The organism is Ruegeria sp. BHSC026 (assembly GCF_059613065.1).
Window position 1 is genome coordinate 274,471 of sequence record NZ_JBXWRV010000004.1, and the last position, 18,935, is coordinate 293,405.

Sequence of the window (18,935 nt, forward strand, 5' to 3'; positions counted from 1 at the left end):
TTTTTTACCTCGGCCGCCCAGCGAAACATTTTTGGAGAAAGAGATGCATCGTTTGCTGACTTTGAGCTTTCTGACGCTGTTTGTTCCGCTCGCCGCGCCCGCTACGGCTGAGCAGATCGCTTGGGAGGATCTGATCGATCCGTCGGCGCAAACCTATGAGGATCCTTTTGAGGATTTAAACTATCAACAGATCGAATCCTTGCGGACGATCGTCCGAAACAGAGAGCTGCTGAACGACGCCACTCTCAGCGAGGCTCAGATGGCCGACGGTGCCGCAAAAATCAATGCGGCACTTAAGGAACTGTCTGAAGACGGGATTGATGCAGATTGGCTGATCGACCAACGCTGGATCGTTGCCGACCGGCGCAAGAAAGCAGCAACAGCGGCTAATCCGAAGCTTGATGGACAAATCGTTACATTGGCGGGTTACGCTATCCCAGCGCCTGTCGAAGCGGACGGGACCACTGTTGTCTACCTCGTTCCCATACGCGGCATGTGCAGCCATACCCCACCGCCAAACGCCAATCAGATGATCCGGGCGCGAGTAGTTGACGACTGGAGCCCCAGCACTATGCACGAACCGGTGCGGCTGACAGGCAAACTGTCAATTGAAGAAACAAACTATACATTCCGCATCGTAGACGGCAATGTGCCAATGAGCTCCAGCTATGTTTTGGAGGTCTCGCAGACTGAAACGATGCGAGACCTGATGGCCAGCACGCCAACAACAAATGATTGGGCGGCATCGATTGCTGGTCGCATCTTAGCAGCGGGTCATCGCAAGACCGGCGGGGCAAAGGCGTCGGAATGATAAGACTTCTCGTTGTCGCATTGAGTGTTGCGGTTGCTGGCGCTGCCTCGGCGCAAGGACTGTCCGGGCCTTCTTCGGTCGAAGCTGATCTGGAGCCCGGAGATGGGCTGACCGACCCACAATATCGTTCCGATTTTCCGCGCAATATCGCGCCGGGCTGGTTTCAGTGGAAAGAGCGGCTTGCTGAGGGTGGGTTCCGGTTCAACTTGGATTACCTGGCATTGGGCCAAACCACGAATGCTGATTTGGGAACTGGTGAAGCCGCAAGTGGAATCGCTCGTTTCTACGGCAGTTGGCAGGCAACTGAACGGGGTTCTCTGACATTCAAGATCGAAGACCGGCACAGCTATACCGATGTTGCCCCACAGTTTCTTGGGCTGGATGGCGGAGCGCTTTCGATCACAGGGACAGCCTTCAACGATAATGGTTTATTGTTGACCAACCTGTTCTGGACCCAAAGGGCCGAGAACGGTTCGTGGACGCTGCAAGTCGGGCAGATTGATGTAACCGACTTTGTGGATATTTACGGGTTGGTAAGCCCCTATAGTGGTTTCCAAAACCTGTCCTTCAACACCAACCCGACGATTAACACGCCCAACCAAGGCATTGGCATTGCCGGTGGGATAAAGCTGAGCGATAACCTGTACGCCGTCGCGAGCGTCTCAGACGCAAATGCCGACCCGTCTGATCCAAACTTTGATGTGTTCAGCGATGGAAATTTATTCAAATCACTCGAAATCGGCTACACTTCTGGCTTTGATCGCATCTACTTCGACAATATCCATCTGACACTCTGGCATGCGGATGCGGCTGATGATGGTAGCCGTCCAGAAGATTACGGCGCCGCGTTTTCTGCCGCATGGTTTGTTGACAATAAGTGGATGCCATTCTTTCGGGCTGGGGCTTCAAAAGGTACGGCAGCACTCTATGATCGGTCCATTTCTGCCGGTGTCGGCTATTACGGTCGCAATACCGATTTGGCAGGGCTGGGTCTGAACTGGGCTGAGGCAAGAGGCATAGACGGCGATCAGTTCACGCTTGAAGCATTCTATCGCTTTTCAATCTCACCCGGACTGCAGATCACACCGTCGATACAATTCATATCCAACCCGCTTCTGAACCCTGATCAGGATAACATTACATTGTTCGGTCTAAGAACCCGGATCGTTTTCTGATGCGGGCCGAAAGCAGTAACTGAAATCAAAGCAGTTATGGGAGTATTGTTAGGTGAATGTTCTCGGTGGACTGATGGAGGCAGGATGGGCGACTGAACAAGTATTCAAATCTTTCTTTGGCCCAGGATTATTAATTTAATTTTCAATACCTTAAGCTAAATTCGCCTCTGCGATATTCAGAAGTTATACACAAAGTGATGCATTTTGTTATAACCCATTGAAATTAAGTCTGGAAACTTGATTGAAAGTCCTCGAGTCGGTGGTTCGATTCCGCCCCCGGGTACCATTTCAAACCTATGAAATAAAACAGAAATCTGCCACTTTGAGCGCTGCGCTTCAGTGCTGGTATTGGTCAAAACGCGACTTGGGGCAACAAATCCACGTGGTGCATCTCGGGGCAACGCACGGGCAGACCTGTCTCGCCGAGACCTGGATCTGCTGTGCAATACCCGGTGCCACCAGAATCGCCTCCTAAAGGTCGCGATGCACTGCCGGGTTTATTCCTCGATCTCGGTCGCGCGGAACACGGACGGGAGCGCCGCCTCGGCCTTCTCGGAAACGGCTCGCGGCATGTCGCTCTGATGGCCGTGCTTCTGGCAGTCTGGATAGCCAGTGGCGGCTAGAGGCCCATCGATCGACCCGGCTGTCTGACGTCAGCATTCACCGGACCAGGAACGGTGTGAACTCCATCCTCAGTTATCCCAAACATAGCGGTGGACCACTTCAGTGGAGGATCACCATGTGGAGCGCATGACACTGGTTAAACCCCGTCAAGGAAGCAAGGTTGGGTCGCATCCGAAATATCCGTTCTGTCGGCAAAGGTCAGCCAGTTCAGCGGCAACCTCTTCGGCTTCGCCGCCTTGACCGTCTTCCTGCAAAACCCGAATCTCGGCACTCAACAGCCAGGCGACGAATGCTTCCATCTGCATTTCCCGTGCAAGGCCGAGGCTTTTGGTCAGGACAAGTCGCGCATTCGCGAAGTCTCTGTTTCGGGCCAGCACACGGGCGAGCGGCGCTGCTGCAAAGCAACTCAAAACATCGATCCCGGCCTCAATGGAAATCTTTAGTGCCGTGCGCAATGCCTCTGCCGCACGCGCGTCGTTTTCTGCTTTCCAGCAATTGATCCCGCGCGCGATCAGGGCGAAGCTGCGGTCATACACCTTGCCTGTCTCGCCCGCGATTTCCAGCGCTTCGTGGATGTCGTCCTCGGCCTTGTCGAATTGGCCCATCATGCTCAGGGCGTTTGCCCGCGTTGCGATTCCCAGCACTGAAATCGATCCGGTCGTTCCGGTTTCGACGGTGCGGAACTCATTCTTGAAAAGACCGGCATGATGGTCGATCGCCGCTTTCGCGCTTTCGTAATCCCCGTGGAACCAGGCGGCCTGCGCCAAGGCAAAGGCCGCGTTGGCCTGCAGCCGGGCATCGCCCAGTTCGGTCGCGCTGTCCAGAGCGCGTTGCGAAATTCGGCGCGCGTCACGAATATCGAACAGGATCGTCGTCATGATCCCCTGATCGATCTGCGACGTGATCTTCGAGACCCTGTCCCCCGCGTCATCGCACAATTTCTCTGCCTCGTGCGAGATCTCGAGAATGCGGCGGAAATTACCGCTGGCCACCAGCGAGACGCGCAGGCCCCGGCGAACCCGCAATTCAAGCTCGTACACGTTCTGAGACCCGGTCTCGGCCTTCAGCCTGCCGACGCAACGCAGCGCGTTGTCGAAATACGAAACCGCCGCCTCGAACGAGAACAGTCGGCTGGCAAGCTCGCCGCAGCGCAGATAGGCTTCGGTTGCTTCCTGCCACAGCTCACCCTGATCGGCATGGCGGGCGATGGCCTGGGCGATTTCCAGATCATCGGTGTCTGCACCGGCGTGCAGGGCCTCAAAGATGGCCCGGTGCAGGCGCGATCGGCGCAGTCGCGGAATGCTGCGATAGCTGACTTTCTGCACCAGCGCGTGACTGAACCGGATCTGCTGGTTTTCCGCAGGGCCGTAGGTTTCCAGAAAACCGCCTTCGATCAGGGCCGTCAGCCGAGGCCGGGCTTCAAAGCCCAGTCGTTGAAGTGTCTCGGTCAGCGTACTCCATGTCCAGCGCAGACCGCCGACTGCGGCAACCTGCAGCGCCTTTTTGTTCTCACTGTCCAGCGTGTCGATCCTGGACGCGATGAGAGGCTGGACGCGGGCCGGTACTTCCAGATCGGCAAGGTTGCGGTGCAGGCTTTCGTTGCCTTGTGTCCGGTCCAGACGGTTTCGCAGATGGTGGGCGAATTCCTCGACGAACAACGGGGTGCGACCGCTCATGGTGTCGACGAAGTCGCGCAAGCGGCCGTCGTCGCCTCGTGGCCCCAACAGGCGCGAAATCAATTCCCGGCAGTCGTCCTCGCCGAGCGGGGGGACCGGAAGCAGCTGCAGCCTGCCTTTCTGATCGCTTGTGAAGGGCGTCGCGTTGCGCGAAGTGAGCACCACGAGAACCCGCAGGAAGGAGATGCTTGAAAGCAACTCCTGAACCACGTCCAATGTGCCCTGGTCCGCCCAGTGAAGATCCTCGAACAACAGAAGAAGCGGCTTCTCTTTCCGGGTCGACAGGATCATCCTGGACAGGATGTCGTTCAGCTTGCGGCGCCGGCGCGACGGGTCGCCGGCGGCCTGTTCGACTTCGGTCCGGGCGCGGCGAAAGATCGAAAACAGGGCCTGTTTGGTGTGTTTGTCCAGGAATCTGGTGTTGCCGATCCCCTTTGAAAGCTTCGCTTCCAACTCGGTGTCGGATTGGCAGTCGGACAGTTTCATGCGGGCGTTCAATGCGCGGATGATTGGCAGATAGGCGGCCGTCTGATCCAGCGAGAAGCAATTGAACTCCCATAGGTCGAACGCCTCGGGCGCGATGTTTTCCACAAGTTCGTGGGTCAGGCGCGACTTTCCGACCCCCGCCGCGCCAAGCAGCAGGACCGAGTTGCCTTCACCCTGGCAGGCCTTGGACCAGGCTTCGCGCAACCGGGCCATTTCGGCCTCGCGCCCGACCAGGGGCGAGCGGTCGCGACGCGCCAGCGATGCCCACCGGGACCGTTGTTCGTTTCGGGCCTTGATCTCGAACAGTTTCAGCGTCTTGTTGCGTCCGTCGATCTGTAATTCGCCGGCGGGTTCATGGTCGAAAAGGGTTCCGACGCTTTGGATGACCGTTTCCGAGACCGTCACCACGTTCTTGCGGGCTGCGGCCTCGATTTTGCTCGAGATGTTCATGACCGGCCCGAGAAAGGCCTGCTCGTGTCCCTGGGTGTGCTGCAGATCGCTGACCAGCAGTTCGCCGGCGTGGATTCCGATGCGGACGTCGGGGCTCTGATCTCCCTTCCCGGCGATCTGGCGGATGATCTCCTGCGCGCTGGCAATCGCCTTTGCGGCGTGGTCCTCGTCGGCCTGGGGCGAGCCGAAAACCGCCAGCGCGCCGTCCCCTGTGAACAGCGTGGTCGCGCCGTGCTTTTCGCAGATGGTCATGATCTGTTCGATCACTGGCCCCAGATGGCTGACCGCATCTTCGGGGTCCAGATCGCCGATGATCATGGTCGAACGCACGATGTCAGCAAAAAGAACCGAACACATTCGGCGCTCGGTCGGCTCGATCTGTACTCGACTCCGCATTCTCGAAGGCTCCCCCGGTCGGACGTGAGTATGTCTGGTCCGCCCGGATTAATCCAGCCCGATCCGTACGGCCGACCTTACATCAGCGGCGCAGTCGCCTCTGGGATCGGAGGAGGGCGCATGGTGCTTAATCATTGAATTTTCTCCAATAACACTATACGAGTTGCCCATGGTTTTAAGAAATTGGGGACAGAAATGACCGATCACCATACTCGCGGACTGACTTTGGAAGACGTCCAGACCATCATCGGGCGCGGGGTGCTGGACGAGGCGTTTCGCAACGCGTTCATCAAGAACCCCGAAGAGGTCGTGGACCGTCTTGGTATCACGCTGGATCAGGACGATCACGCGCGCAAGCTTCTGGGCGCCATCAGTTCGGTCTTTGCCGGAGAATCGGATCTGAAGACCGCGATGCAGGACATCAAGGCGGCCTACGAACAGACATCCGACGGTGTGCTTCGCCCCCGCTGCGCGTAATCCCGCATGAGCGAGACGCCGCCGGGTCGTGTGACGTCGCAACCTGCGGCGCTTCATCGTCTGTGCCTGGTGTCGATGCCGTTTTCGTCGCTGCAGCATCCCGCGCTGGGGATATCGCTGCTGGCGACCATGGCCAGGGACGCCGGGGTCGCGACCACGGAAAAATACTTCAGCTTCGACTTTGCCGAAACCATCGGCCTTGACGACTATTTCCTGCTGTCGGACGGCAAGGTCTATCAGGCCCTCTTGGGAGAGTGGTTGTTCAGTGATCTGGTCTATCCGCGCCCCGAGCCGGATGCGATGGCCTATCTGCTGGATGTCCTGGGCGACCATGTCGAGGGGGTCGAGTGGCTGACCTATGTGCAAAGCGCGTTGGCAGCCAGAAAACTGACGCGGGATTTTGTGGAGCGGTGCGCCGACGAGGTGATGGCATGCGCTCCGACCGTGGTCGGGATCACATCCTCGTTCCAGCAGGTGATGGCGTCGGTCGCGCTTGTGCGAGCCCTCAGAAAACGATCCGACGACCTGGTGATCGTCATGGGGGGTGCCAATTGCGAGGGGTCGCTGGGCAAGGCGCTTTTGCGGGCACACCACGAACTGGATGCCGTGTGCCAGGGCGAAGGCGAGCAAGCCTTTGCCGAATTTCTCAACGAGGTGCGAACCCGGCGCGACCTGCCCGCCGTTCGCGGGATGTTGACGCGCTCGGACCTGCGGTATGACCGCCCCGAGCAGCCGCCACTTCTGACGGCAAATCTCGATGCCTTGCCGATCCCGGATTTCAGCGCGTTCTTCGATCGGTTCGAACAGACACCGGGATTGTCCGACATCCTGACGCCTTCGGCCACGATCGAGACATCACGCGGGTGCTGGTGGGGCGCCAAGCACCATTGCACGTTCTGCGGCCTGAACGGTCAGACGATGGCGTATCGCAGCAAGTCCCCGGACCGGGCGCTTGCCGAGTTCCGCCACCTCGCCGACCTGTACGGGCCCGACATTGTGGTCGTCGACAACATTCTGGACCATCGCTATCTCAAGACGTTGATCCCGCGGCTTGCGCGCGACGAACGCCCGTTTCTGCTGCATTACGAGGTGAAGTCGAACCTGTCCCCGTCAGTGATAGCAGCCTTGGCCGATGCCGGCATACGCAAGGTCCAGCCGGGGATCGAGACGTTTGACACGGCAACCCTGATGCACATGAAAAAGGGCGTTTCCGGGATTCAGAACATCCAGACGCTCAAGCTGTGCGCCGAGGCGGGCGTGTTCGTCGAATGGTGCTTTCTGTACGGCTTTCCCTGCGAGACCGCCGAGACGTTCCACAACCTGTCCCGTCTGATCCCGTTGCTTGCGCACCTGCAGCCGCCGGGTTCGGTCGGGCCGGTGCGGGCGGATCGTTTCAGCCCCTATTTCGAACGCCCCGAAGCCTTTGGCATCAAGGTCGCGCCGGCAAAGCCCTATGCGCATGTCTATGCGGTTCCGGCCGAAGATTTGTGGGATCATGCCTATCATTTCGACATTCTCGCGGACGGTTCAGCCCCGGCAGATCAGCGCGCGCAGCCGGTGCTGCACAGCCTGAAGGATTGGCAGGCCAGCGCGGCGGCGCTTTATTTCGATGGCGATCGTGTCGTGGATTCCCGTCGTCCCGAACGCCCGGTCACCCATACCCTGTCCGAGGTCGAACGATCCATTCTGGACCTGTGCCCGACGATCATGGGGGTCGATCTGTTGCACAAGCGGTTGATGGGCAGGTACGACGCCAAAGCCGTCGAGCAGGCCCTTGAACGGTTACAGCGCGCCGGGCTGATCCATGCCGAGGGCAGTTCGGTATTGTGTCTGGTTCTCAGAACGCCGGGCTTTTCGCGTGCGCCGGGCTGGGCAGATATTCGCGCAACGCCCCAACACGCCTTCGCCGCACAACGACCGCAGGAATTCGCGCCCGAGAGCCGCTCGGCACCAGCGCCCGGTCCGACGGTCCCGCAGCACGGCTAAGGCAGGGTTGCCCGACGAATGCCCGCCCCCGCAGCGCATTTGCCGCAGGGGCGGTGCTCCGGTCAGTTTCCGTTCAACAGGGTCAGGACGGCTTGGGCGGCCCCCACGGATGAGGCCGGGTTCTGGCCCGTGACAAGGCGCCCGTCGCTCACCGTCAACGGGGCCCAATCGTCGGCTTTTTCGTAATGCCCGCCATTGGCCTTCAACATGTCCTCGAGCAGGAAGGGTACGATGTCGGTCAGTCCCACGGCCGCCTCTTCGGAATTCGAGAACCCGGTGACGCGGCGTCCCGAGACCAGCGGCTTTCCGTCTTGGGCGGTGGTGTGCCTGAAGACCGCAGGCGCGTGGCAGACGGCGCCGACCGGGCGATCCGTCGCGACGAAGGTTTCGATCAGGCGCTTGCTGTCCGCGTCTTCGGCCAAGTCCCACAGCGGGCCGTGGCCGCCCGGATAGAAGATTGCGTCAAAGCCTTCGGCGTCGATTTCCGACAGGCGCCGGGTCGATGCCAGCTGGGCCTGCGCGTCCGTGTCTGCCGCAAAACGCCGGGTGGCATCGGTCTGCGCGGCGTCTTCGTCGCTGGCCGGGTCGATGGGCGGTTGCCCGCCCTTGGGCGAGGCCAACACGATCTCGGCCCCGGCATCCTTAAACACGTAATAGGGGGCCGCGAACTCTTCCAGCCAAAAGCCGGTCTTGCGGCCCGTGTCGCCGAGTTGGTCATGAGACGTCAGAACCATGAGGATCTTCATTGCTTTTCCTTTCGTTTGGCTTGTCTGAAGCTGTCAGTCTTGCGCAACGCGGATCACGCGTTTGCCGAAATTCTCGCCCCGCAGCAGGCCGATCAGCGCCTTGGGGGCGTTTTCCAGCCCGTCGATCATTTCCTCGCGGTACTTGACGCGGCCGGAATTGACCCAGTCACCCATCTGAGCCGCGAAGTCGGGGTAGAGGTGGCCGAAATCCTCGAAGATGATGAACCCCTGCACCGTGATCCGCTTGCGCAGGACCTGACCCAGAAACCAGTTCATCCGGTCCGGCCCTTCGGGCAGCGCGGTGGCGTTGTATTGCGATACCAGCCCGCACACAGGGATGCGGCTTTTGGGGTTGAGGTTTGGGATCACCGCGTCCAGCACCTTGCCGCCGACATTCTCGAAATAGATGTCGATGCCGTCCGGAACGGCCTGGCCGAGCTGCTCGGCGAAATCAGGGGCCTTGTGGTCGATGCAGGCGTCGAAACCCAGCTCGTCCACCGCATGGGCGCATTTCTCGGAGCCACCGGCCACACCAACGACGCGGCAGCCCAGAATCTTGCCGATCTGGCCGACCGTGGCCCCGACCGGCCCGGTCGCCGCGGCGACCACGATGGTCTCACCGGGTTTCGGCGCGCCGATCTGCGTCAGGCCGGCCCAGGCCGTAAAGCCCGGCATGCCGAGCACCCCAAGCGCCCAGGACGGATGCGAGGGCGCCTGGCCGAGGTTCAGCACGCCCTCGCCGTCCGACAGAGCATAGTCCTGCCAGCCATTGAAGCTGAGCACCCAGTCACCTCCGGAAAACCCGTCGATCTTCGAGGAGACCACGCGCGCCACGGTGCCGCCCACCATGACCCCGCCGATCTCGACCGGCGGTGCATAGGAGGGGGCGTCGCTCATGCGTCCGCGCATATAGGGGTCCAGCGACAGGTAAACCGTGCGCAGCAGCATCTGCCCCTCGGCCGGTTCGGGGATATCCGTTTCGACCATGCGCAGCGTATTGGTGTCGGGTTCGCCCTTGGGGCGTTCGGCCAGAACGATCTGGCGGTTCCTGGTGTCAGACATGTCGTGTCGGTCCTGTGGATTGCGTTGAGTGCGTGATCACGCGTTGGTATCGACATGCAGGCGCACGTCGATATTTCCGCGTGTAGCGCGGGAATATGGGCAGACCTGATGCGTCGCCTCGACCAGCTTGCGGGCGTCTTCATCGGACAGCCCGGGCAGATGCGCGGTGATGTCGAGGTCCAACCCATAGCCACCATCCGACCGCTGCCCCAAACTGACCGCCACCGTGGTGCTGGCGCCGGTTGCATCCAGCCCCAGCGATTTCGCCATCAAATCCATGGCGCTGTCGAAACAGGCGGCATAGCCAAGGGCAAAAAGCTGTTCGGGGTTGTGGCCGTCGGCCTGAGAACCCGGACGCACCATCGGAATCGACAACGAGCCGTCATCCAGCGCGGTCACCCCCGACCGGCCACCGGTGGTCGTTGCGGATGTTTTGTAGAGAATTTTCATGGGCAGGCTCCTGTTTTCGGCTTTCTAATAGACCGGTCGTCTAGTATATGGTCAAAATTTTTTACATGGGGCGTATCGCGGATGCGGTTGATTTCATGGCCGATTCCAGCGGCTCGACCGATCCGGAGAGGCCAGCGACCAGGCTGGCGCCGAGCCACTGGTGATAGATCGCGCGCGCAGTCAGTGCCGGGTCCTCGAGCCGGGCCACCGAACCTTCGGCGATGCCGTCGCGCAGGGTCTGGGTCAGGGCCTCGACGATGCCGTCCACGGCGTTTTGCAGAACACCGCTCATGCTGTCTGACAGGTCCGAAACCTCGGCCGCAAGCTTGACGACCAGGCAGCGCTCTTCGGGGTTCTGCCCGGTCTGTTTGCGGATCCAGCCCTGGAAATAGGCAAGGAATCGATCATGCGCGTTCAGCGAGGGGTTGTTCAGCGTGTCCGCCAGCCCTTGTCGGTAATCGTCGGCAAAACTTTCTAGAAGCGCGCAGCCATAATCCTCTTTCGAGGCGAAGTAATGGTAGAACGAGCCCTTGGGAACTCCGGCCTCTTTCAGCAGGTCGCTCAGGCCGACGCCGACAAACCCACGTTCGGCGGTCAGCCGGCGGCCCACGGCCAGAATCTGTTTCCGGGTATCCTTGCGTTGCGTGCTCATGGGTCACGAGATGGCAGTTAATAGACCGGTCGTCTAGTGGGATGATGGATGAAAATCCAGATGACGTAACGTCGGGTCATCGCCCACGAAGAAAGTGCACGGATTTCGAAGCCTTACAGTTCCTTCCGCGCCCGCAGCGCTGCGGTGATCGTCCCGTCATCCAGATAATCCAACTCGCCCCCGATCGGCACGCCCTGCGCCAGCGAGGTCAGGCGGACCTGTCCTTCCAGCTGATCTGCGATGTAATGGGCCGTGGTCTGCCCGTCGACGGTGGCGTTCAGGGCCAGGATCACTTCGGTGATGTTTTCGGCAGTCACCCGGTCAAGCAGGCGGGGGATGCGCAGGTCATCCGGGCCGACGCCGTCCAGTGCCGAGAGCGTTCCGCCCAGCACATGGTAGCGGCCTTTGAATACCCCTGCGCGTTCCATCGCCCACAGGTCGGCCACGTCTTCGACCACGCACAGCTCACCGGTGGCGCGGTCTTCGGAATTGCAGATGTCGCAGATGTCGGTGGTGCCCACGTTGCCGCAGTTCAGGCACTCGCGCGCGGTGGCGGCGACCTGCTGCATGGCGTCCGACAACGGCGTCAGCAGCAGGGCGCGTTTGCGGATCAGGTGGAGCACCGCCCGCCGGGCCGAGCGCGGCCCCAGCCCCGGCAGCTTGGCCATCAGGTCGATCAGGGCGTCGATGTCACTGTTCGAACTCATGGCCTGTCCTGCGTGGCTTTGGCGGCGGGGGTTTGAGTGGCGAAGATCAGAACGGCAGCTTGATGTCCGCCGGCAGACCCATGCTTTCGGTCAGCTTGGCCATTTCTTCCTGCGACCGCTCGGCCGCTTTGGTCTGCGCATCCTTGATGGCGGCCAGGATCAGGTCCTCGACTACTTCCTTGTCGTCGCTGTTGAAGATCGACGGATCGATGTCCAGACCTTTCAGCTCGCCCTTGGCCGAGGCCGTGGCTTTGACCAGGCCCGCGCCGGATTCGCCGACGACCATGATGGTGTTCAGCTCTTCCTGCATCTGCGCCATCTTGGTCTGCAGTTCCTGCGCGGATTTCATCATCTTGGCCATGTCGCCCAGACCGCCGAGTCCTTTGAGCATCTGTATGTCTCCTGTCATTCGAATTGCGGCCTAAATACGGGCCGTCTGCGTCCTTCACAAGGGCAGCGCGCCTTCTGCGCGGGTGATTAGTCTTCCTCGAATGGATCCCATTCGTCCTCGACCTCGGGCAGGGCTTCGGTTTCGACCTTGGCCGCGCGGTCCTGAGGGGTTTCGATCCGGGTGATGCGGGCCTTGGGGAACTGTGTCAGAACCGCCTGAACCAAAGGGTGTTCTTCGGCCTTGGCCTTCAGCGCCAGCTCGGCCGCGTCGCGCAGTTCGGCGATGGTGGGCGCGTCCCCGTCCGAGACGATCGAGACCGCCCAGCGATTGCCGGTCCAGCGCTGCAGCGCGGACCCGAGCCGCGCGGCCAGGTCGGTGGGGGCCTTTTCGGTGGGCGTGAATTCGATCCGTCCCGGCTGGTACGAGACGAGGCGGACGCCGTTTTCGACCTCGACCAGCAGTTTTACGTCGCGGTTGGCGCGGATCAGTTCGACCACATGCTCAAAAGTTGGATAACGCGCCAGCGCGGTCTGCACGTCCTGGGCCAACGCCGCCGTCGGCGCGCCGCCCACGCCACGCGGGGCCGGCGCATGGGCCGAGGCCGTCGCGGTCACGGGCGGGGCGCTGTTTCCGGCGACCGGAACGCCGCCCCCCGGCCCGCCGACGGGCGGCGGAGGGCTGTCCTGAAGGCGCTTGATCAACTCTTCCGGGCTGGGCAGATCGGCCACATGGGTCAGGCGGATCACCGCCATTTCCGCGGCCATCATGGCGTTGGGGGCGGCCGAGACTTCCTCGAGCGCCTTCAGCAGCATCTGCCACATCCGGGTCAGCACCCGCATCGGCAACGCCTCGGCCATCTGCTGTCCGCGGATGCGCTCATCGGGTGAGACGGTCGGATCTTCTGCCGCGTCAGGGGTGATCTTCACCACCGAGACCCAATGGGTGATTTCGGCCAGATCGCGCAGCACTGCCAGCGGGTCGGCGCCCTCGGCATATTGCGCACCCAGTTCGGTCAGGGCCCCGGCCGCATCGCCACGCAGGATCATGTCCATCAGGTCCAGCACACGGCCCCGGTCGGCCAGCCCCAGCATCGCGCGCACCTGATCGGCGGTGGTTTCGCCGGCGCCATGGCTGATCGCCTGATCCAGCAGCGAGGTCGCATCCCGGGCCGAGCCTTCGGCGGCGCGGGTGATCAAGGCCAGCGCGTCATCCGAGATTTCCGCGCCCTCGGCGGTGGCGATCTTGCGCAGCAGGCCGATCATCACTTCGGGCTCGATCCGACGCAGGTCGAACCGTTGGCAGCGCGACAGCACGGTGACCGGAACCTTGCGGATCTCTGTCGTGGCAAAGATGAACTTCACATGCTCGGGTGGCTCTTCCAGCGTTTTCAGCAGCGCGTTGAAGGCGCTGGTCGACAGCATGTGGACTTCGTCGATGATATAGATCTTGTACCGCGCGCTGGCGGCGCGATAGCGCACGCTGTCGATGATCTCGCGGATGTCGTTCACGCCGGTGCGGCTGGCGGCGTCCATTTCCAGCACGTCCACATGGCGACCTTCCATGATGGCCACGCAATGCTCGCACTGGCCGCAGGGTTCGGTCGTTGGTCCGCCATTGCCGTCGGGGCCGATACAGTTCATGCCCTTGGCGATGATCCGGGCCGTGGTTGTCTTGCCGGTGCCACGGATGCCGGTCATGATGAAGGCCTGCGCGATCCGGTCCGCCTCGAACGCGTTTTTCAGCGTGCGCACCATGGCATCCTGACCGACCAGGTCGGCAAAGGTTTCCGGGCGGTATTTTCGGGCGAGAACCTGATAGGCGGGGCTGGACTGTGTGGTCATGTCTGCTCTGACGGATTCGTACTGACGATGCAGGGTAGAGTTCCCGGTGCCCCGCGTCCACAGCGCCGGTGCAGGTTTTTCGCTTTGGCGGTGGCGCTGGTTGGGCCATACTGGACCAATAGTTTTCAGTGATGCGTTTCCCGAGGGGTGGTTTCGATGTCCAATCTGGTTGTTCATGCCCTGCAGGTCGGGGGCGGTTCGCTTGCCCTGACCTCGATACCCGGCGGAGGCGGCGACTACCGCGGCGACCTGGACCTGATCGGGGGCTGGGCGCCGGGTCTTGTGATCTCGATGACGACTCTGGCCGAGATGGTCGCCGTGGGGGCGGGCGATTTCGGATCGGACATCCAAGGGCGTGCTAGCCGCTGGGCGCATCTGCCGGTCGCCGATTTTTCGGCGCCGGGGGATGAATTTGACGGCCAGTGGCCGCCAGTCAGCGCCGCCGCCCGCCATGCGCTGAGCGGCGGCGGGCGAGTTCTGGTGCATTGCCGGGGGGGCTGTGGACGATCCGGCATGGCCGTTCTGCGCCTGATGATCGAATGTGGCGAAGCCCCGGAACCGGCGCTCAAACGCCTGCGGGCCGTTCGCCCCTGCGCCGTGGAAACCGAGGCGCAGTTGCTCTGGGCCGTGGCGCCGGCTCGGGTTGCTACCCCGGACTGACCGTCAGATGACTGCCGGCAAGGCGTGTTCCGCCAGGGTGGTGGGATCGAGCGCGACCGCCTGCAGCATCGCGCAGGGTGACGTGTCCAGCCCCTGCGCGGGGCAGGCATCGGCCTGATCATTGAACATCAGGTCGGCATAGGCGTCCAGGCTTTGCGTATCTGCCCCTGCGCGTGCGCCGCAATACACCCGGATCAGGTCGGCGCGAGCGTCAAAGCGGGCCATGCAGCCCGGCGTGCAATGGGTCAGTTCGCTGCTGCCTTCCACCCGGAAATCGGGCGAGGTTGCCGCGTCGGCCGCCGCGACCGCCTGCGCGACCGACCGGGCCAGATGCGCCAGCGCTGGGCAGGTCCTGCCCGTGCGTTGGCAGACGGTTGCGGAAAATTCGTGCGTGTTGGTCTTCCAGATCATGATGCGCCCTCCGCGCGCTGGGCGGGGCGGACCGGGGCGGACAGCCGATTTCACGGCCAGACCCTGCCCGGACACCCCGTCCGAGTTTCGGTTTCACGTTTGATGGCAGGTCTCCTGACTTGCGGGTCGTTGCTTTGCCGACCTTCCCAACCTTGCGGTCAGTGGTATCTCGGCATCGCTCTCCGCCTACAGTTGCGGGGGCAGTCCCGGCATTGGCCCGTTCCGATTGTCCCGGGGGGGCCGCACCGTGTTCCCTTTTCATCCCGGCTGAAGGCGCGGGAACCATCACCCAATCGCTAGCGGTCAGGGTCGGGCCGTGTCAAGCCGCATTCAGTCGCGCGGCTGGAACCGGTCCCACGGGACATGCTCGGGCAACCGGCGCAGTACATTCGAATCCCGACGCGCGCGCGCCAGTTGCCAACCGCCCTGCATCATGATGAACAGGGTGTCGGCCGCCATGTCAGGATGCGCGACGCCGAACCGTTCCGCGTGGCCGCGCACCTCGTCGATCCAGCTTTCGTACAGCCGGTCGGCATGGTCGCGGAAGGCCCGGTTGTCGGGGCTTTCGAACAGGGTGGCGGCGATCGGGCAGGTCTCCCATTGCGGCGAGGTGTCGAACATTTTCGCGATCTTGTGGCAAAGGGTGGTGACTCCTGCGCGGAAATCCTGCGCGTCGTTGAACGCCGCCGCGATCATGTCGCGCATCCCGTCCGAAGCCCAGCTGGCCGCAGCGAGGGCAAGATCCTGCTTTCCCTTTGGAAAATGGTGGTACAGCGAGCCTTTGGGCGCCCGGGCCTCGGTCAGGATCTCGGTCAGGCCGACACCGTTGTAGCCCGAGCGCTGGAACAGCCGGGCGGCGGTCTGGGTCAGGCGATCGCGGGTGTTTTGCGGACGTCGGGTCATCTTGCACGCATCTTGACAGGGCTGGACCGATCGGTCCAGATGAAATTATTAGACCAATCGGTCCAGAGCGCTTGGAGGCATGGATGTTGGATTCGCAGCAGACCGTGAAAGTCGAGGATTTCGAGTTTTTGGCGAGCGAGGCAAACCTGTCGGCGCGGCTCTATGCACCGATGGCCATGCCGGAAATCGCGGTCGTACTGAACGGGGCAACCGGCGTGCCGCGGGACTACTACCAGCATTTCGCGCGGTGGCTGGCCGCTGAACGGGGCATGGCCTGCCTGACCTATGACTATCGCGATTTCGGGACATCTCTGAAACGGCGCCTGAAAGACTCGGATGCCACGATGGCCGATTGGGCGCTGAAGGACATGCCGGCGGCGCAGGCCGAGATGCGGCGGCGCTATCCCGATGCCAAGCTTTGGGTCATCGGTCATTCGGTCGGCGGGATGCTGGGGCCGCTTCAGCCCGGGATCGACCGGATCGACCGGATGATCTGCGTGTGTTCGGGGCTGGTGACCCTGGCCGATCATCCCTGGCCCTACAAAGGGTTGGCGAGCCTGTTCTGGTATGGTCATGTGCCGCCTCTGGTGCGTCTGGTGGGCTATCTGCCGGGGCGGATGCTTGGGTTCGGGTCCGACCTGCCATCCGGGGTCTATTGGCAGTGGCGGAAGTGGTGTACGTCACCCGACAGCTATCTGCCGGAACTGGGCGACACGCTTCCGCCGGCCGATTGGGGCCGAATGACGACCCCGGTGGACGTCATCGCCCTGGAGGATGATCAGACGGTTCCGCCGCCGGCGGTCTGGCGGCTGGCCGAGCTGTACGGGCCTGCGGCGCGGCGTCATCTATTGACCCCGGCCGCCTTCGGCCTGCGCGAGGTCGGCCATGTCGGCGCCTTCGCCCGGCGCAGCCGCGCAATCTGGCCGCGGCTGATTGCCTGACGACCAGTCCGGCGGCCCTGCATCAGGGAATGATCGGAAAACAGTGTGCCATGACGGCATCAAGTGAGAGGTTGGACAGCGACCCAAGCGGGGCTCGTTGTGGCTGCTTCCTTCCGGACCTGACCAGGTTGGCGAGGCGCTTGCCCGCGCCAACCTCTCGACCGCCGATATAGGCATCACGCAGGCGCTTGGCAACCCGTCACGGCCACAGCCGGATCCGGAGAAAGCCCTGGTCGTCCAACCCAAGCGGCTCGGGGCTGAAAGCGGCCAGTTCATCCAGGTATTTCTCGGCGCCCGGTCCGGTGCGCAGCACGGCCGCACGCCCGTGGAAACCGGTCAGGGAAAAGCTGGCCGGAGCATCTTCGAGCGGATCGCGTTCCAGCGCTCCGGACAGGTAATCCCGGACGATCGCGCGGATATTCATACGCGGCATCTGGATCGCCGGATTTTGCCGCAGGATCGGGAAATTGCCACCGCCATTGGTCCGATAGTTGTTGACGGCCACGACATAGGCCTGTTCCGGCGTAACCGGGGTGCCGTGATGGCAAAGGTTTCGTATCCGCCCATTCTCGTTACCGGTCCGGTGTCCGCCAAGGTCGAAACGCGGCGGGCATGACGGATCGATTTTGTAGGTCACCCCGTGCAGAACGTCAAAATTGTGCCCGGTCGCCTGCGGGTCTATCAGGTCTGCTTCGCGGGCGCCGTCGATTTGCCGGTAGACTGCTGCCGACATTTCCAGCCAATCCCGCAACTGCGCACCGGTAACGACGACCGCGCGCAACTCATTGGGAAACACATGCAGATCCGACACGTGGCGCAGGAACACGTCGCCCCGCGGAACATCGGTGAAATGGCGTGGCCCGGCCCGACCCCCGAATTTGGACGGTGCTACGCTCGACAGCAGCGGAAGGTTTTCCAACTTCGACTCTTTCAGAACCGGCCGCAGCGCTGCGGCCTGGGCGGCGGCGACCAAGGCCAGGCCGCGATCCAGCCCGCAGAAAGTGAAATAGCTGTGCATGGCCTGCTCCGTCCGCCCGACCGGCGATGCCGCACGGCGGCGTGTCCGTGCGTGTCCGGTTTGAAACACTTGCATCATCTCGGGGTCTTCGGGCACAGGCCCCGCATCCGGCTGCGCAGGCTGAACAGAGCGGAGTCGGCCGGATTTCGCGACGATTTTCCACCTTGTCGCATCTCGCTCCAGCGTCAGGTCGATCACGCCCAGATGCGTTCCGGCGGTTCCGGGCATGACCACGGGCTTGCCGTGGATCAGACCGTTTTGCAGGTCCATGCTGGCCACCGGGTCCGGGACGTCTGCGGGAAACAGCATGTGCGTGTGCCCGGCCACGATGGCATCCACGCCGGCCAGAGCGGCCAACTGGATCACCACGTTTTCGGACATGGGGGCAGGTTCGGCGTCACCAAGGCCGCAATGGGCAAGGGCAATCACCAGGTCACAGCCGCGGTCGCGCAGTTCGGCAATGCAGGTCCGGGCGGTGGAAATCGAATCGGCGACCTCGACCTGCCCGTCCAGATGGTGTGCTTCCCACCGGGCGGTCTGCGGCGGCAGGATCGAAAAAACGCCGACGCGCAGCGGAACCTCTTGGCCGCCGACCCGCATCCGACGTGTTAGTACGACCCAGGGCTGCCAGGCCTGCGCCCGTCCAATGCGCCGGAGATTGCCGCACAGCACCGGAAACGGCGCGTGTTCGACGATGGCTTCCAGAACGGGCAGCCCGAAGCTGAAATCGTGGTTGCCAAGCGCGATTGCGTCATAGCCCAGTTTCTCGAAAGCCGACAACAGCGGATGCTGAGGGCCGGGCTGGTCGGCGGCCCAATCACCCAGCAACGTGCCTTGCAGCGCGTCGCCGTTGTCGAACAGCAGTACTTCGGCGCCCGACTGCCGGGCCTCTTGCCGGGCGGCGCGGATCAGGCTGGCCGTGCGGGTCAGCCCGATGGCCTGGTCCGGCTGGTCGGCGTAATAGTCGAAGCTGGTCAGATTCATGTGCAGGTCCGTCGTCGCCAGGATGCGAAGGACGGATTGGATCGCTTGGCCATGCGCTTGGTGCGCCAAGGTTTTTGTTTTCAACTGC

17 protein-coding genes, 1 other RNA gene and 1 riboswitch are annotated in these 18,935 nt (G+C 62.2%); of the genes, 6 read left to right on the forward strand and 12 right to left on the reverse strand.

The genetic code is table 11. The annotated features are described in order from the left end of the window. Window positions 1–43: 43 nt before the first annotated feature. Complete coding sequence (locus tag AC2FME_RS07625; RefSeq protein WP_496800090.1) at window positions 44–811, forward strand: DUF3299 domain-containing protein; 768 nt, start codon at window positions 44–46, stop codon at window positions 809–811. Next, a complete protein-coding gene (locus tag AC2FME_RS07630) occupies window positions 808–1,986 on the forward strand; it encodes a carbohydrate porin (protein WP_496742635.1) in 1,179 nt (392 codons plus the stop codon). Before AC2FME_RS07625 ends, AC2FME_RS07630 begins: the two co-directional genes overlap by 4 nt. A 770-nt stretch (window positions 1,987–2,756) precedes the next feature. Here AC2FME_RS07630 and AC2FME_RS07635 read toward each other — a convergent pair. Next, window positions 2,757–5,618, reverse strand: a complete 2,862-nt coding sequence (locus tag AC2FME_RS07635) for an ATP-binding protein (protein ID WP_496800091.1) — start codon at window positions 5,616–5,618, stop codon at window positions 2,757–2,759. A gap of 195 nt (window positions 5,619–5,813) precedes the next feature. Between AC2FME_RS07635 and AC2FME_RS07640 the strand changes: the two genes are divergently transcribed. Together AC2FME_RS07640 and AC2FME_RS07645 are read left to right on the forward strand one after the other, a co-directional pair. Continuing rightward, on the forward strand, window positions 5,814–6,095 hold the full coding sequence (locus AC2FME_RS07640) for an Os1348 family NHLP clan protein (protein WP_149776248.1): 282 nt from the start codon (window positions 5,814–5,816) through the stop codon (window positions 6,093–6,095). 6 nt (window positions 6,096–6,101) lie between these two features. After that, window positions 6,102–8,081, forward strand: coding sequence for a RiPP maturation radical SAM C-methyltransferase (locus tag AC2FME_RS07645; protein ID WP_496800092.1), 1,980 nt, complete (start codon window positions 6,102–6,104; stop codon window positions 8,079–8,081). 62 nt (window positions 8,082–8,143) lie between these two features. Here AC2FME_RS07645 and AC2FME_RS07650 read toward each other — a convergent pair whose 3' ends face one another. From AC2FME_RS07650 to AC2FME_RS07680, 7 genes are all read right to left on the reverse strand, one after another. Next, the gene (locus AC2FME_RS07650) at window positions 8,144–8,827 is read right to left on the reverse strand and encodes a type 1 glutamine amidotransferase domain-containing protein (protein ID WP_496680435.1); all 684 of its coding nucleotides are present in this window, start codon (window positions 8,825–8,827) and stop codon (window positions 8,144–8,146) included. A gap of 33 nt (window positions 8,828–8,860) precedes the next feature. Further along, a complete protein-coding gene (gene curA / locus AC2FME_RS07655) occupies window positions 8,861–9,889 on the reverse strand; it encodes an NADPH-dependent curcumin/dihydrocurcumin reductase (RefSeq protein WP_496800093.1) in 1,029 nt (342 codons plus the stop codon). A 36-nt stretch (window positions 9,890–9,925) separates the two neighbouring features. Beyond that, a complete protein-coding gene (locus AC2FME_RS07660) occupies window positions 9,926–10,339 on the reverse strand; it encodes an organic hydroperoxide resistance protein (protein WP_496800094.1) in 414 nt (137 codons plus the stop codon). Window positions 10,340–10,400: 61 nt separating this feature from the next. After that, complete coding sequence (locus AC2FME_RS07665) at window positions 10,401–10,991, reverse strand: TetR/AcrR family transcriptional regulator (RefSeq protein ID WP_496680441.1); 591 nt, start codon at window positions 10,989–10,991, stop codon at window positions 10,401–10,403. Window positions 10,992–11,104: 113 nt separating this feature from the next. Further along, window positions 11,105–11,698, reverse strand: coding sequence for a recombination mediator RecR (gene recR, locus AC2FME_RS07670; RefSeq protein ID WP_496680442.1), 594 nt, complete (start codon window positions 11,696–11,698; stop codon window positions 11,105–11,107). Between the two features lie 46 nt (window positions 11,699–11,744). After that, on the reverse strand, window positions 11,745–12,089 hold the full coding sequence (locus AC2FME_RS07675) for a YbaB/EbfC family nucleoid-associated protein (RefSeq protein ID WP_005980576.1): 345 nt from the start codon (window positions 12,087–12,089) through the stop codon (window positions 11,745–11,747). Between the two features lie 86 nt (window positions 12,090–12,175). Further along, window positions 12,176–13,930, reverse strand: a complete 1,755-nt coding sequence (locus AC2FME_RS07680; RefSeq protein ID WP_496800095.1) for a DNA polymerase III subunit gamma/tau — start codon at window positions 13,928–13,930, stop codon at window positions 12,176–12,178. A gap of 156 nt (window positions 13,931–14,086) precedes the next feature. Between AC2FME_RS07680 and AC2FME_RS07685 the strand changes: the two genes are divergently transcribed. Further along, the gene (locus AC2FME_RS07685) at window positions 14,087–14,590 is read left to right on the forward strand and encodes a protein-tyrosine phosphatase family protein (RefSeq protein WP_496800096.1); all 504 of its coding nucleotides are present in this window, start codon (window positions 14,087–14,089) and stop codon (window positions 14,588–14,590) included. Window positions 14,591–14,593: 3 nt separating this feature from the next. Here AC2FME_RS07685 and AC2FME_RS07690 read toward each other — a convergent pair whose 3' ends face one another. Both AC2FME_RS07690 and AC2FME_RS07695 read right to left on the reverse strand, forming a co-directional pair. After that, complete coding sequence (locus AC2FME_RS07690) at window positions 14,594–15,001, reverse strand: hypothetical protein (protein ID WP_496797099.1); 408 nt, start codon at window positions 14,999–15,001, stop codon at window positions 14,594–14,596. Between the two features lie 87 nt (window positions 15,002–15,088). Next, a riboswitch (cobalamin riboswitch) is annotated at window positions 15,089–15,303 on the reverse strand. A gap of 28 nt (window positions 15,304–15,331) precedes the next feature. Then, window positions 15,332–15,904 carry a TetR/AcrR family transcriptional regulator gene (locus AC2FME_RS07695; RefSeq protein WP_496800097.1) on the reverse strand — a complete coding sequence of 191 codons (573 nt, stop codon included), beginning with the start codon at window positions 15,902–15,904 and terminating at the stop codon, window positions 15,332–15,334. An 83-nt stretch (window positions 15,905–15,987) separates the two neighbouring features. On the opposite strand from AC2FME_RS07695, the gene AC2FME_RS07700 reads away from it, so the two are divergent. Beyond that, entirely contained in the window at window positions 15,988–16,845 is an 858-nt protein-coding gene (locus AC2FME_RS07700) for an alpha/beta hydrolase family protein (protein ID WP_496800098.1), read from the forward strand. 62 nt (window positions 16,846–16,907) lie between these two features. On the opposite strand, the gene ffs is transcribed toward AC2FME_RS07700, so the two are convergent. Continuing rightward, window positions 16,908–17,004, reverse strand: an RNA gene (gene ffs, locus AC2FME_RS07705) — signal recognition particle sRNA small type. A 40-nt stretch (window positions 17,005–17,044) separates the two neighbouring features. Beyond that, window positions 17,045–18,931, reverse strand: a complete 1,887-nt coding sequence (locus AC2FME_RS07710; RefSeq protein ID WP_496800099.1) for a bifunctional 2',3'-cyclic-nucleotide 2'-phosphodiesterase/3'-nucleotidase — start codon at window positions 18,929–18,931, stop codon at window positions 17,045–17,047. Window positions 18,932–18,935 lie beyond the last annotated feature (4 nt).

Excerpts from the sequence above, each read along its gene's own strand:
- AC2FME_RS07660 (WP_496800094.1), bottom strand. The coding sequence starts at position 10,339 with ATGAAAATTCTCTACAAAACATCCGCAACGACCACCGGTGGCCGGTCG.
- AC2FME_RS07680 (WP_496800095.1), bottom strand. The coding sequence starts at position 13,930 with ATGACCACACAGTCCAGCCCCGCCTATCAGGTTCTCGCCCGAAAATAC.
- AC2FME_RS07690 (WP_496797099.1), bottom strand. The coding sequence starts at position 15,001 with ATGATCTGGAAGACCAACACGCACGAATTTTCCGCAACCGTCTGCCAA.
- AC2FME_RS07665 (WP_496680441.1), bottom strand. The coding sequence starts at position 10,991 with ATGAGCACGCAACGCAAGGATACCCGGAAACAGATTCTGGCCGTGGGC.
- recR (WP_496680442.1), bottom strand. The coding sequence starts at position 11,698 with ATGAGTTCGAACAGTGACATCGACGCCCTGATCGACCTGATGGCCAAG.
- AC2FME_RS07695 (WP_496800097.1), bottom strand. The coding sequence starts at position 15,904 with ATGACCCGACGTCCGCAAAACACCCGCGATCGCCTGACCCAGACCGCC.
- AC2FME_RS07635 (WP_496800091.1), bottom strand. The coding sequence starts at position 5,618 with ATGCGGAGTCGAGTACAGATCGAGCCGACCGAGCGCCGAATGTGTTCG.
- AC2FME_RS07625 (WP_496800090.1), top strand. The coding sequence starts at position 44 with ATGCATCGTTTGCTGACTTTGAGCTTTCTGACGCTGTTTGTTCCGCTC.
- AC2FME_RS07685 (WP_496800096.1), top strand. The coding sequence starts at position 14,087 with ATGTCCAATCTGGTTGTTCATGCCCTGCAGGTCGGGGGCGGTTCGCTT.
- AC2FME_RS07675 (WP_005980576.1), bottom strand. The coding sequence starts at position 12,089 with ATGCTCAAAGGACTCGGCGGTCTGGGCGACATGGCCAAGATGATGAAA.
- AC2FME_RS07700 (WP_496800098.1), top strand. The coding sequence starts at position 15,988 with ATGTTGGATTCGCAGCAGACCGTGAAAGTCGAGGATTTCGAGTTTTTG.
- AC2FME_RS07650 (WP_496680435.1), bottom strand. The coding sequence starts at position 8,827 with ATGAAGATCCTCATGGTTCTGACGTCTCATGACCAACTCGGCGACACG.
- AC2FME_RS07645 (WP_496800092.1), top strand. The coding sequence starts at position 6,102 with ATGAGCGAGACGCCGCCGGGTCGTGTGACGTCGCAACCTGCGGCGCTT.
- AC2FME_RS07630 (WP_496742635.1), top strand. The coding sequence starts at position 808 with ATGATAAGACTTCTCGTTGTCGCATTGAGTGTTGCGGTTGCTGGCGCT.
- AC2FME_RS07640 (WP_149776248.1), top strand. The coding sequence starts at position 5,814 with ATGACCGATCACCATACTCGCGGACTGACTTTGGAAGACGTCCAGACC.
- curA (WP_496800093.1), bottom strand. The coding sequence starts at position 9,889 with ATGTCTGACACCAGGAACCGCCAGATCGTTCTGGCCGAACGCCCCAAG.